10 protein-coding genes are annotated in these 13420 nt (G+C 71.9%); 5 read left to right on the forward strand and 5 right to left on the reverse strand.

The features are described 5' to 3' along the window. The first annotated feature begins 1 nt into the window (after position 1). A complete protein-coding gene (locus tag ACQP03_RS20020; protein WP_357394509.1) occupies positions 2–2299 on the forward strand; it encodes a BTAD domain-containing putative transcriptional regulator in 2298 nt (765 codons plus the stop codon). 153 nt (positions 2300–2452) lie between these two features. On the opposite strand, the gene ACQP03_RS20025 is transcribed toward ACQP03_RS20020, so the two are convergent. Together ACQP03_RS20025 and ACQP03_RS20030 are read right to left on the reverse strand one after the other, a co-directional pair. After that, positions 2453–3526 (reverse strand): glycerophosphodiester phosphodiesterase family protein, encoded by a 1074-nt coding sequence (locus ACQP03_RS20025; RefSeq protein WP_357125595.1) that lies wholly within the window; start codon positions 3524–3526, stop codon positions 2453–2455. Positions 3527–3702: 176 nt separating this feature from the next. Further along, entirely contained in the window at positions 3703–5769 is a 2067-nt protein-coding gene (locus ACQP03_RS20030; protein ID WP_433457925.1) for a PQQ-dependent sugar dehydrogenase, read from the reverse strand. 1037 nt (positions 5770–6806) lie between these two features. On the opposite strand from ACQP03_RS20030, the gene ACQP03_RS20035 reads away from it, so the two are divergent. Continuing rightward, a complete protein-coding gene (locus tag ACQP03_RS20035) occupies positions 6807–7850 on the forward strand; it encodes a polysaccharide deacetylase family protein (protein WP_357125589.1) in 1044 nt (347 codons plus the stop codon). A gap of 141 nt (positions 7851–7991) precedes the next feature. Next, positions 7992–9455, forward strand: coding sequence for a PepSY-associated TM helix domain-containing protein (locus tag ACQP03_RS20040; protein WP_357125586.1), 1464 nt, complete (start codon positions 7992–7994; stop codon positions 9453–9455). Between the two features lie 47 nt (positions 9456–9502). Here ACQP03_RS20040 and ACQP03_RS20045 read toward each other — a convergent pair whose 3' ends face one another. Continuing rightward, positions 9503–9970: a MarR family winged helix-turn-helix transcriptional regulator gene (locus ACQP03_RS20045; RefSeq protein ID WP_363660881.1), complete on the reverse strand. Its 468-nt coding sequence runs from the start codon at positions 9968–9970 to the stop codon at positions 9503–9505. Positions 9971–10068: 98 nt separating this feature from the next. Here ACQP03_RS20045 and ACQP03_RS20050 point away from each other — a divergent pair, with 98 nt between their 5' ends. Further along, positions 10069–10914 (forward strand): SDR family oxidoreductase, encoded by an 846-nt coding sequence (locus ACQP03_RS20050; RefSeq protein ID WP_363660880.1) that lies wholly within the window; start codon positions 10069–10071, stop codon positions 10912–10914. 189 nt (positions 10915–11103) lie between these two features. Next, positions 11104–11475 (forward strand): ArsR/SmtB family transcription factor, encoded by a 372-nt coding sequence (locus tag ACQP03_RS20055; protein ID WP_393220682.1) that lies wholly within the window; start codon positions 11104–11106, stop codon positions 11473–11475. Positions 11476–11509: 34 nt separating this feature from the next. On the opposite strand, the gene ACQP03_RS20060 is transcribed toward ACQP03_RS20055, so the two are convergent. Both ACQP03_RS20060 and ACQP03_RS20065 read right to left on the reverse strand, forming a co-directional pair. Further along, entirely contained in the window at positions 11510–12328 is an 819-nt protein-coding gene (locus tag ACQP03_RS20060; protein ID WP_357125577.1) for an SAM-dependent methyltransferase, read from the reverse strand. Between the two features lie 77 nt (positions 12329–12405). Further along, positions 12406–13398 carry a PaaX family transcriptional regulator gene (locus ACQP03_RS20065; protein WP_357169218.1) on the reverse strand — a complete coding sequence of 331 codons (993 nt, stop codon included), beginning with the start codon at positions 13396–13398 and terminating at the stop codon, positions 12406–12408. Positions 13399–13420 lie beyond the last annotated feature (22 nt).

Genomic DNA, 13420 nt, shown 5'->3' on the forward strand with positions numbered 1-13420 from the left:
CATGTCCGGAGACCTTGTCAACCATGCCTGGCGCGCGTCGCCGCCGGCTCGCAGCGAAGGTGGAGGCGACGCATCGACAGCAGAACGACAACCCACGAGTGGTGATCCGGGGCGGACGCTGCGCCACCTCGCCGCCGCCGGTGACCGCAGGGCGGCGCACCTGTGGCTCGCCACCCAGACCGACCTGCTCGCCGTACGCCCTGAAGACGCCGACGTCCCGGTCGCCCAGATCTGGCGCACGGCGCTGCGGCACCACCTCGCCGGGGAACCACACCTGGCGACAGCCCTCCTGGCGACCGCGCCGATCGGCGCGACCGGGCCGCACGCCGTGCAGATGTACTGCCACGCCGCGGTGCACCACCTGCTCGACGACGACATCGAGCGGGCCAGCGCCGACGTCGAGGAGGCGGCCCGCGCCGCCCACGCGTGCGGCGTACCGACCGCCCACCAGGCGTACGCCCGGGTGGTCGTGCTGCTCGCCGCCGCCACCGGCGACCCGACGGCGACCCTCGGGCGGGCGGAGGCGACCGACGGGCTGCGCCGCGCCGACGCCAACCTGTTCCGGCTGATGGTCCACCTGGACCTGGCCGGCCACCTGCTGCGGGCCGGCGACGCCGCCGACGCGCTGCGGCAGGCCGAGGCCGCCGTACGACTGACCGAGGTGGCGGGTGACTCCGGCTACGAGCCGTACGCGCTGACCCTGGCCGCCGTGGCGAAGTGCCAGCTCGGACGGTTGGAGGAGGCGCTCGCCGACGGCGCCGCCGGGCTTCGCCTGCGGGAGCTGGCGGGCGTCACCGCCGACGAGGCGTTCTCGCTGGCCGCCCTCGGCATGGTGCACCGCCGACGGCGCGAGCCACGCCAGGCCCGGCAGGCGTTGGAGGGCGCCCTGAGCGCCATGGCCACGTCTCCGTCACGCCCCACCTCGCCGGCCTGGGTGCTCGCCGAGCTGGCGCGGATCCGCGCCGCCGACGACCTGGCCGCCGCGCAGGACCTCGCCGACCGGGCGGTCACCCTGGCCCGGGAGCTCGAACGGCCGTACGCCCTGCTGGCGCGCGGCTGGGTGGCGCTGCTGCGGGGCGACACCGCCGCCGCCCACTTCGACGCCGCCGAAGCCCGTACCGGGGCCACCGTCGGGCGGCGACGCGCCACCCTCATCGAGGCGCTTCAGCTCACCGTGCTCGCGGCGGACGACCCACGCGCGTCCGCCGGGCTGCTCGACGACGCGGCGGCGCTCTGCCGAGAGCTGGGCGACCCGGCCGAGGAGGCCACCGTCCGGCTGATCGCCGCACGCCTGCAGGGTCGGCAGGCCCGTCGCGGCGCCGAGGGCGCCGAACAGAAACTGCGCCGCTGCGGGGTACGCCTCGACCCGGGCGTCGCCGACGGGCTCAGCGCGATCACACTGCGCGTACCGGCGGTGGTCATCCACACCCTCGGCGACTTCCGGGTGTTCCGGGCCGGCGCCGTCGTCCCGTACGGCGAGTGGCAGTCCAAGAAGGCCCGGGACCTGCTGAAGATCCTCGTCGCGCACCGGGGCCGCGCCGTGCCCCGGGCCCGGCTGATGGAGCTGCTCTGGCCGGACGAGTCACCGTCGCGCACCGCGAACCGACTGTCGGTGCTGCTGTCCACGCTGCGTCGGGTGCTCAGCACCGGGCATCGCACCAGCGGTCGGGGGGCAGTCCTGGCCGACCGGGGTTCGGTGGCGATCGACCTCGACGTGATCGACGTGGACGTCGAGACGTTCCTCACCGCGGCCGAGGAGGCACAGGCCGCCCTACGGGCCGGGCACCCCGACACGTCCCGCGCGCTGATGCGCGCCGACGAGTTGTACGGCGGGGACTTCCTCTCCGACGACCCGTACGAGGACTGGGCCCAGCCGCTGCGGGAGGAGGCGCAGGCCGCCCACACCAGTGTGCTGCGGGCCCTGGCCCAGCACACCCCGGACACCGACCAGAAGCTCGTCTACCTGATGCGGCTGGTGCACCGCGACCCGTACGACGAGGACGCCCACCTGGAGTTGGTGCAGGTGCTGCGCTCGGCCGGGCGGCACGGCGAGGCGCAACGCCGCTACCGCACGTACGTCGAGCGGATGCGGGAGCTGGGCATCGCCCCGGCGGGCTGCCCGGGGACGGGCGCCGACACCGGGCAGCACGCGGACTCGGCGGCTGCGCCGGAGGCGCGGGTCGCCCGGTGGCGGACTCCCGACGCGCAGCCCCCGTGGACGGCAGAGGTGGACGCGGGCCGTCCGGCCGGTGTCCCGGCGCAGCGGACGTCGAGGAGGCTCATCGAGCATCCAGCCTGACCGGCGCTCGTGGGTGACCCTGCGGGCTCACCGCGAGCAGGTCCAGGCGGGTTCCGGCGATGACACGTATGGGGGTCCCTTCTCCGTGATGTCACCTGTCACAGAGTGGGATGCCCCGACCCGGTGGCGGTTCGCGGATCGGGGCAGACCCGATCAGTGGCGGGGCTGGTAGCTCTTGGGCAGGCGCATGCCACGCTCGGCCATGATCGCCCGCACCCGGTTGGGATAGTTGGTGATGATCCCGTCGACACCCATGTCCATCAGCGCGGACACGGTGGCCGGGTCGTCGCAGGTCCACGGGATGACCTTCAGGCCACGGGCGTGCGCCTCCGCGATCATGGTGGCGTCGGGGTAGAAGCGGAAGTTCGGGTCGGCGATGGTGCCGTTCTGCGGGAAACCGTAGTTCGGCGACAGGGCGGTGACGCCGGGGATGGCGGCGGCCGCCTTGACGAAGTCACCGTCGTAGTCGTCGGCGTCGATCCCACCGAGCCAGGGGGACGCGCCGGGCTTGCCGACCTGGAGGAAGTCGTAGTTCGTCAGGGCCACCAGCGGCCACTTCGGCGCGAGCCGGTGCATTTCCTTCAACGCGCCCCAGTCGAACGACTGGATGGTGACCTGCTTCTCGAGGCCGGAGGCGTGGATCTCCTCGAAGACGCGCCGGACGAACAGCTCTCGGGGCGCGGTCTGCTCGGGTGCTCCCGCCTCGACCTTCGTCTCGATGTTGAGGGTGACCTGCTTCGCCCGGTAGCTCTTGACGAGGTCGAGGACGTCCCTCAACTCGACCATCCGGAAGCCCTTGACCTGCTCCTGCTCGGGAAAGCCCGGGAGCTGCTGGTAGCCGCAGTCCATGGTCTTGACCTGGGCGAGGGTGAGGTCCTTGAGGTACTTGCCGACGTACGGGTACATCGGGTCGCCGGCCGTGACCGGCGCGGTGTCGGCGCACTTCTGCGCGCTGACCTGGCGGTCGTGGTTGACCACGACCTTCTGGTCCTTGGTGATCTGGGTGTCCATCTCCAGGGTGGTGACACCGAGGCGCAGGGCCTTGGCGAAGCCCTCCAGCGACTCCTCGGTGGTCATGCCGATGCCACCGCGGTGCGCCTGGAGGTCGAAGTGGGTCTTCTGCGGGAGCAGCGCGTTGGCACTGTCGACGGTCGACGCGTGCGCGGCCACCGGAACGGCGAGCGCGGGCAGGACGACGAGGCCCGCCAGAATGTGACGCAGGGACATGGTACGAGAACCTCAGCTCTTCAGGTGCAGATGCGCCGGCCACGCTAGGTGGGAGACGGTCGGCCCCGATGACCTCGCCGCGTGCGGAACGTGAACGCTCGCCGAACCTCAGAAGCATCTGCCGTTCGCCGACGGCCACCCTGTCGATGCGGTGACCGTCGGCGAACGCCCCACGGCTAACCGCCGAGGGTGACGTGCAGGACGCGCTCGTTGCTGTTGTTCGGGGTGCTGTCCTTGTCACCGGTGTTGGTGGTGGTCAGCCACAGACCCCCGCCCGGGGCCGGCTCCACGGTGCGCAGCCGACCGTAGGTGCCGCTGAAGTACGTCTGCACATTCGTCAGGCTGCTGCCGCTGATCACGGCGCGGTACATCCGCGCGCCACGAGCGCAGGCGACGTAGAGGGCGTCGCGCACGATCGTGATGCCGGAGCAGGAGCCCTCGGCGGTCGGGTAGGTGCGCGCCGGCGCGAGGTAACCGGCGGTGCCGCAGGTGCCGCTGGTGCCCTCGCAGGCCGGCCAGCCGTAGTTCCCACCCTTGGTGATCAGGTTCGTCTCGTCCATGATCGAGTTACCGAACTCCTGCTCCCACAGGCGGCCCTGCGAGTCGAACGCGAGCCCCTGCGGATTGCGGTGCCCGTAGCTCCACACGTGGTTGCCGAACGGGTTGTCACTCGGGACGCTGCCGTCCGGGTTGAGGCGAAGGATCTTGCCCTCCAGAGCGGCACGATCCTGGGCGTACGCGCCGTTCTGCGCGTCGCCGGTGCTCGCGTAGAGCTTGCCGTCCGGGCCGAACCGCAGCCGACCACCGTTGTGGTACTTGTTACGCCGGATCCCGCTCAGCAGGACCTGTTCGCCGGAGGTGGTGAGCCTGCCGTTCTCCAGCTTGATCCGCACGATCCGGTTGTCGCTCGGCGAGGTGTGCATGATGTAGAGCCACCGGTCGCTGGCGAAGCTCGACGAGATCGCGAGGCCCATCAGTCCACCCTCGCCGTCGGTGCTCTGCACGTTCGGCACGGTGCCGACGGTGGTCTTCGCCCCCGTGGCCGGGTCGAGCTGGATGATGTCGTGCGCGTCGCGACGGTTGTACAGGACGGTCCCGTCCGGCAGCGTCACCAGCCCCCACGGAACGTCGCTGTCGGTCGTGACCTGGCGCACCGTGCACACCGGGTTGGCGCAGGTGGCACCGGTGCTCACCGCGACGGAGGCGCTGCGCGAGGAGGCGTTGTCCTGCCCGTCGCGGGCCGCTACCTGGTACTGGTAGGTGGTGTTCGCCGCCAGGCCGCTGTCGGTGAAGGTGGTCACCGGCGGAGCGCCCGTCACGGCGCCGATCTTCACGCCACCGCGGTAGATGTCGTACGCCCGGACCCCGACGTTGTCGCTGGACGCGGTCCAGCGCAGGGTGACGGTGGTGCCCGAGGCGCTGCCCGTGAGCTGCGTCGGCGTGCTCGGCGGCACCGTGTCGGCCTGGCACTGCGGCGGGGTGATCGTCACGGTGGAGCTGGCCTGCGACACGTTGCCGGCGGCGTCCCGCGCGTTGACGTAGAGGCCCCAGGTCGCGCCGGGCACGACGGTGAGGTTGGCGGACAGGGTGCTTGCGCTCACCGACGTCATCAGCTGGCCGTCGTGGTAGATGTCGTAGTACGCCACCGCCACGTTGTCCGTCGAGGCGTTCCAGGCGAACGTCACCGAGTTGCAGGTCAGACCGCTGACCCGGGCGTTGCCGGGCGGCGTGGGTGGCTGACTGTCGGCGCTGCCGAACGACGACGTCCAGCGCTGGTTGGCCTGCCCGTTACAGGTCCAGAGGCCGACCATCGTGCTGTTGGCGGTGCCGCCACCCGTCACGTCCAGGCAGAGTCCCGACTGGACGCCGACGATGGTCCCGTTGGTGTTGATCTGCCAGCGCTGGTTCGCCCCGCCGGTGCAGCCGTAGATCTGCACGGCAGCCGGCGCGGTGGTGTCCTGCCCGACGACGTCCAGGCACATCGTCGCGTCGTAGACCCGCAACTCGCCGGCCGCGGTGAGGGTCCACGCCTGGTTGGCCTGTCCGCCGCAGTCATAGATATTGATCCCGGTGCCGGCGGTCCGGCCGCCGCCCACCACGTCCAGGCATCGGCCGGACGCCGCGCCGACGATCGTCGACGGACCGGCCGCCGACGCCGGCACGCCGAGCGTCACGGCCACCAGCACCGCCACGGTCACCGGCGGCAGGAGCCGTCGTGGTCTGAGCCGCGCGAAAATGCTCATCCGTCCTCCAAGGTCGGGGCATCGACCGGCCCGACCCGACGCCGGGCGACCCAGCGCCCGACCAGACCGACGAGAAGGCAACATCGACCATCAAAGATGGATTCCCGACACATGTCAACGATCTCGTTCGATCGAGGACAAACCGCGTCAACAAAGCCGGCTCTCCACGGATCGGCCTTCATGCGGCGTAATGGTGTAGCGACACGGTGTGGCGAGGCCCGTGCGGCGGTGCGGCGTGGCGGGGCCTGCTCGCGGCGGCGTGGTGTGGTGGGCCGGCATGGCGGCGCGGCGTGGCGCGGCGGCCCAGCAACCGCCGCGCCACCAGCGCCTGTCGGCGCCGAGCCGGACCGCCCGGTCCGCCGCTCCGGGCGGCCCCGCAGCGCAGTCTCCACCCGACCGGGCGGGCCTCCCGGCGGATGGATCCCTGCGCGTACCGACGTCGTGCGCCGCGATGGCGTCGGCCGACCCGCCCCGCCAACAGCGGCCGGCGCTCGGGTCGCCGTGGACGACCTTGATCGACGCTCATCGAGGTCCGTCGGTGGCGAAAGTATTGGTACGGCGGAACTGCGATGTCAACGTTTCTCGGAAAGTTTGCGAAAGGTCAGACGGCACGCGGGTGCCAACCAATAGCCGTCTTCGCTGGCCCTGACACTGGCCAGGAGATTGAACTCACAACCGACGTTGCAGAACCTCGCCAGGCGATCTGATTGACGCCGATAGTTCCGATGAATTTCCGGATCACCGTGATCGACGCTCGGCCTTCGGCAGCCGACGCGCCTGCGGTCCGCGCATCGCCGCAGGTGGATCGCCACTGCTCGGCACCAGGATGACCGCGCTGCGACGGCCCTGCGGCGCTATCGGAGGACTTCCGGAACTTATTGACGGCCTCGAATTTGCGCTGCGATACTCCGATCCACCGTGATCGATGCACCCGGTGTCCGTGGGGTAGCCGTCGATCTCCCACCCACCACCAACCACGTCCGGACCGTGCTCTCCTTCCACACCGGGACGGGACCGGGCCGGTAGAAGGGGCACAGATGAGCACTGTCTCCGCTGGCACGCTCGTACGGTCCAGGCCACTACGGGCGGCGCTGTCCATCCTCGTCACCGCCGCCGCGGCGTGCGCCGTCGTCGCGGCCACCGCCACCCCGTCGAACGCCGCCACCTGCAACGGCTACGTCGGCCTCACCTTCGATGACGGCCCGACCGGCAGCACCAGCGCTCTGCTGAATGTGCTGCGGGCCAACGGCGTACGGGCCACCATGTTCAACGTCGGGCAGAACGTGCAGAACAACCGGTCGGCGGCGCAGGCGCAGGTGTCCGCCGGCATGTGGGTCGGTAACCACAGCTGGAACCACGCCCACATGACGTCGATGAGTCAGTCCCAGATGCAGTCCGACCTGTCCCAGACGAGTTCGGCCATCCAGTCGGCGACCGGCGTCCGACCCCAGTTGTTCCGGCCTCCGTACGGGGAGACCAACTCCACCCTTCAGTCGGTCGCCTCCTCGCTCGGGATGCGGCAGGTGATCTGGGACGTCGACTCCCAGGACTGGAACGGCGCCAGCGTCAGCCAGATCGTGTCGAACGCCAGCCGCCTCCAGGCTGGTCAGGTCATCCTCATGCACGACGGCATCCAGAACACCCGGGACGCCATCGGGCAGATCATGGCCAACCTGACCAGCCGCAACCTCTGCCCGGGCATGATCTCGCCGTCCACCGGCCGGGCGGTCGCGCCCGACGGGGCCACCCCGCCGCCGAGCGGCACCACGCCGCCCCCCAGCGCGACGACCCCACCGCCCAGCGGCGGATCCTGCACCGCCACCGCGTCGACCCCCAACGTGTGGGGCGACCGGTACAACACCTCGGTGACGGTCAGCGGCAGCAACACCTGGACCGTGGTCATCGCCCTCACCTCGCCGCAGCGCGTCTCCACCGTCTGGAACGGCAACGCCAGCTGGGACAGCAGCGGCACGGTGATGACCGTGCGGTCCAACGGCAGCGGCAACACCTTCGGCTTCACCACGATGTTCAACGGCAACAGCAGCGCCCGACCACAGATCCGCTCCTGTAGCGCCGGCTGACACCCCGGACGCGTCCCGCGTGGCGGCCACGGCAGCGCCACGCGGGACACGTCCCCTGACCGCGGCCCACGCCGCCGCCGCGACCCCGGTCCGATCCGGAAGTGGCGGGAACCACACCGGCCGATGTCGCGACTACCAGACATGTCACTGACCGAGCTGTCCGGCACGCCGACGCCGGAGGAGTCCATCCCGGCGGAACCCCCGACCCAGCCGACCCGGCGCACCTCGCCGTTCGGTGCGCTGCTGGTCCGGCTGCACTTCTACGCCGGCATCCTCGTCGCGCCGTTCCTCGTGGTCGCCGCGCTGACCGGGCTCGCCTACACGGTCGCGCCGCAACTGGACGGCGCGCTCTACGGCGACCAGTTGACCGTGGCCGCGCGGGGTGACCGTCCACTCCCCCTCGCCGACCAGATCGCCGCCGCCCGCGCCGCGCACCCCACCGGCACCATCGCCACCGTCCAGCCCGGGGACGGCGACCGGACCACCCGGGTGGCGTTCTCCCTGCCCGAGCTCGGCGAGAAGGTGCACACCGTCTACGTCGACCCGTACACCGCCGAGGTCCGAGGTCAGCTCACCACCTGGTTCGGCTCCACGCCGGCCACCACCTGGCTGGACGACCTGCACCGCAACCTGCACCTCGGCGTGGTGGGCCGGCACTACTCGGAGCTGGCGGCGAGTTGGCTCTGGGTGCTGGCCCTCGGCGGCCTGCTCCTGTGGTGGCGACGACGCAGCGCCTCCCGGTCCGCCGCCCGGCACCTGTTCGTGCCGAACCTGTCCACCGGCAGGGGTGTCCGCCGTACCCGGGGATGGCACGCCACGACCGGCGTCTGGCTGGTCGTCGGCCTGCTGTTCCTCTCGGTGACCGGCCTGACCTGGTCCCGCTACGCCGGAGCCAACTTCGGCGCCGGCCTCGACGCCCTCGACGCCCGCTCCCCCGAGATCTCCACCAGCCTCACCGCCGTCCCCGCCGAGAGCGGCGGCGGCCACCACCACGGGGACGCCCCGGCGGAAGGGGTCGTCGACCCGGCGGCCTTCGACCGGGTCCTGACGGCTGCTCGTACGGCCGACCTCTCCGGCCCGGTCGAGATGACCCCGGCAGAGGCGGGCACCGCGTGGACCGTCACGCAGATCGACAACACCTGGCCGGTCGCGAAGGACCGGGTCGCCGTCGACCCCACCAGCGCGATGATCACCGCCCGCAGCGACTTCGCCGACTGGCCTCTCCTGGCGAAACTGAGCGGCCTCGGCACCCAGGCCCACATGGGTGTCCTCTTCGGCCCGGTCAACCAGATCCTGCTCGCCGCGCTGGCCCTCGGGCTGCTCTGCGTCGTCGTCTGGGGTTACCGCATGTGGTGGCAGCGCCGGCCGACCCGCGCCGACCGTCGCGCGCTCGTCGGCGCACCGCCGGCCCGTGGAGGCGTACGCCGGCTGCCCTGGTGGGCGGTGCTGCTCGGCGCGGCGGCGACCGTGGCGGTGGGTTGGGCCCTACCCCTGTTCGGCCTCAGCCTGCTCGCCTTCGGAGTCGTCGACGTCGTCGCGGGCGTGGTGTCCCGGCGTCGGCGTCCCGACGCCATGCCCGTCTCCCCGGCGCCGGCCGGGAGCTGACCCGTCGGACCCGAGTGGGTCGGGCCGGCCCCGGCCTCCGGGGGCCTTCAGCCTTCGGTGTCGTCGCCGCCGTTCGGAAGGGCCGCCAGGCTGCCGCGCAGGGCGGTGCGGAACTCCGCGTACCGGTCGGGGCCGAGCGCGTCGGAGAGCTGCCGTTCGATCGCCGCCACGAAGTCGTCGGACGCCTCCATGAGCCGGAGCCCCCGCTCGGTCGGCACGATCAGTTTCGCCCGGCGGTCGGCCGGGTCTGGCGTACGTCGCACGTAGCCGAGCCGTTCCAGCTCGTCGAGGATCGCGCCCATCGTCTGCTTGTTCCGCCCGGCCAGTCGCGCCAGCTCGCCGGGGCGCGTCCCCTCCGGATCCAGGTAGGCCAGGACGGCGCCGTGGCGGGGTCGCACGTCGTCGAAGCCGTCCTCGGCGGCGCGCGTGAAGATCTCCCGCTGGACGCGCCCGGAGAGCTGCACGGCCAGGATGCCGAGGTCGGGATCCTGCTCCTTACGTGTGCTGCGCTTCATATTTTGGTCCAATCATTGGACGGTACAAGTTTTGGACTATAACGTCTCACCGGTGACCAGCGGGCCCGTCCGGGTCCGCGCGAATCCGGAGGACGACCATGACCATTCTGATCACCGGAGCGACCGGCACGGTCTCGCGGGAGGTGCTGCGCGAACTCGCCGGCAGCGAGCAGGTACGGGCGCTCGTGCGGGACCCGTCGCGAGCATCCGCGCTCGACGGCGTCGAGTACGTCGTCGGCGACCTGGACCGCCCCTCGACGCTGACGCCGGCGTTCGAGGGCGTACGCACCCTGTGGCTGCTCACTCCGATGGGTCCGATCGCGCCCAGTCAGAGCATGAACGCGGTCTGGGCCGCGCGGCAGGCCGGCGTGCAGCACATCGTCCGGCTCTCCGCGATCGGCGCCGCGCACGACGCCCCCACCCGCAACGGCCGCCTGCACGCGCTGTCCGACGCCGAGGTACAGGCGTCCGGCATCCCCTGGACGATCCTGCGACCGAGTTACTTCATGCAGAACCTGCTTGGGTCGCTGGCCGGCGAGCAGCTCTACGGACTCTTCGGCGCGGCGCGGGTCGGCCTCGTGGACGCGCGGGACATCGCCGCCGTCGGGGCCGCGATCCTCGCCGCGCCGCGGCCGCACGAGGGCATGATCTACACGCCCACCGGCCCGGAGAGCATCACGCTGGACCAGGCGGCGCAGGACATCAGCCGGACGATCGACCGCCCGGTCCGGTACCTCCCGCAGAGCCCCGAGCAGACGCGTGACGGGCTCCTCGCGGCCGGTCTGGACCAGTGGTCGGCGGAGGTCCTCACCGAGTACCGGGTCGCCTACGGCAGCGGCTGGGGCGACTTCACCAACGACCACGTCGCCCGGGTGACCGGCCGACCGCCGCGAACCTTCGCCGAGTTCGCGCACGACCACCGCGAGCGGCTCGCGGCGGCCTGAGCCGTCGCGCCGGCGCGCTGCGGCCGGCACGGCTCCGCGACCCGGACGCCGCAGCGGGGCGATGCGCTCTCCGGTGGCCGTGCCGGAGAGCGCATCGGCGGTGGCCACCCCGTCGGTGTCGCGCGAAGCACATCATCGGTTCGGCGATTTGTCCGGTTCAGCCGCTCGAACCGACAAATTGGTGGAACGATGACTGTCGTGGGAACTGCCAATACCGCCATGCCTGCCATCTCGCCCCTCGCCGGTGAGCCGATCAAGCGCGCCGACGCCGAACGGCTCGCCGGGGTGCTGAAGGCGTTCGCCGATCCGGCCCGACTGCGCCTGCTCAGCCTGATCCAGGCCGCCCCGGAGGGCGAGGCCTCGGTCACCGACCTCACCGCGCCGCTCAACCTCTCTCAGCCGACCGTGAGCCATCACCTGCGGATTCTCACCGAGGCCGGCCTGATCGAGCGGGAGAAGCGTGGGGTCTGGGCCTATTACCGCATCGTGCCCTCGGCGATCGCGGCGATAGCCGACCTGCTGACCCCGCCCCGCAAGAGGCCGACCAAAAAGACCCGCTGAGCGGTCGCCTCGTCGGCGACGGTGACGCTGGCCGTCAGCGGACGCGGGCGACCGCGCCGTTGAACGACACGTCCTGCGCGGACGGACGCGGCTGCGGCGCGTCGTCGGCGTGCCACCGCGCCACCGAGACGATGCCCGGCTCGACGAGTTCCAGCCCGTCCAACAGGGCCGCGAACTGCTCGGTGCTGCGCGCCTGGAAGCGGCCGTCGCGATTGTTGGCGGCCAACCCGGCGGTGACCGCAGGCGGCAGATGCTCCCAGGTGACGTGTGAGGCGACCACGTAGCTGCCGGACGGCAGCGCGGCAACGAGCTGATCCAGGATGCCCTTGGGGTCCTCGTCGTCGCGGACGAAGTGCAGGATGGCCACCAGCATCAACGCGACGGGCTGCGCCAGGTCCAACGTCGCGCGCAGGTCGGGATGGGCGAGGATCCCGGCCGGCGCGCGCAGGTCGGCGTCGAGGTACGCCGTCCGCCCCTCGGGCGTGCTGGACAACAGCGCGCGGGCGTGGGCGAGGACGATCGGGTCATTGTCGACGTAGACGACACGCGCCGACGGGTCGACGGCCTGCGCGACCTCGTGGGTGTTGTCGGCGGTCGGGATGCCGGTCCCGATGTCCAGGAACTGCCGGACACCGCGCTGGGCCAGGAAGCGCACCGCGCGTTGCAGGAACATCCGATTCTCGATCGCGGCGAGCCGGATGGTGGGCATCGCCGCCGCGAGGGCGTCACCGGACGCCCGGTCGGCAGCGAAGTTGTCCTTGCCGCCCAGCAGGTAGTTGTACCTGCGCGCCGGGTGCGCGACCGAGGTGTCGATCCGGTCGGTGGCCGCCGGGTGTCCGCCGTGCGATGTCATCCGGCCTCCCCCATCGCTGCGCATCCTCCACAAGGTACACACCTCGGCGGCGAGGCGAATGCCCGCCGACGCCGCGCTCAGGAGGCGCAGCCCTCGCCTGCCTCGGCCGGCTCGACGCCGCGTACCCCGGCGAGGATGTCGGCGGCGGTGTGCGCCCGGATGCCGGACTGCGCCTCCTCGGCGAACCGGGCGACGACCGCTCGGACGTGCCGCTCGGCGGGCGCGGCGAGGCCGTCGTAGATGGCCTCGAAGAGTTCCCGCGCCGGCCGCCGGAGCCATCCGGCCGGCAGGAGGTCCAGGGGCAGCCGCGGGTCGAGGGTCGGAAAGCGGCGGAAGGTGTCCATGACCTCGGTACGCGTTCGCACGGCCGCCGCGCCGTCGACGCGCTCCGACCGCGCCTGCGGCACCAGAGGCGTCCACCGCCGAAGGAACTCCTCGTAGTGCCGGCCGATCGCCTCGATGTCCCAGGCGTCGATCGGAGAGCGCTGGGCGATGGCGTCAAGGTCGGCCTGCCGTCCCCGGAACACCGTGACGGCGCCCCGGGTGAACCGGGCGATCTGGGCTCTGCCCTGCGGGCTCAGCTCGTACGGCGAGATCCACAGCCCGTCGTACAGGGGCGCGTACCCGAGCCAGCGGAGTTGGCCGCGCAGGGCCCGCCGCTGCGCGCCACGGTCCTGGGGCAGGGAGAAGGCGACGATGGTCCAGCAGCCGTCCCACGCGACCACCTCGGTGGTCGCGGCCAGGATCCAACTCCCGCCGCTGGACAGGTTCGCGGCGGCGGCCCGGCTGAGCCGGTAGGAGCTGCGTCGACCCTCCCGGCTGCCCTCCAGCACACCGCGCCGGGCCAACCGGCTGATCGCGGCACGCGCGCCGGCCGTACTCACACCGGACTCGGCGAGCAGCGCGACGAGGGCTGCGGACGGAACCCGCGCACGGGTCCGCAGCGTGTAGTCGGCCAGCAGGGTCACCGCGAGGTCCTGCGGGGAGCTGCCGGCCTGCCGCCGGGGCAGTCGCGGCGGCTCGTCCCCGTCGTCGGGATAGATCTCCTCGATCGGGAAGGGGTTTGCCACAGGCGCTCCCGGCTCGACTCAG

This window comes from Micromonospora sp. CA-248212, from assembly GCF_050948405.1.
Lineage (GTDB): Bacteria > Actinomycetota > Actinomycetes > Mycobacteriales > Micromonosporaceae > Micromonospora.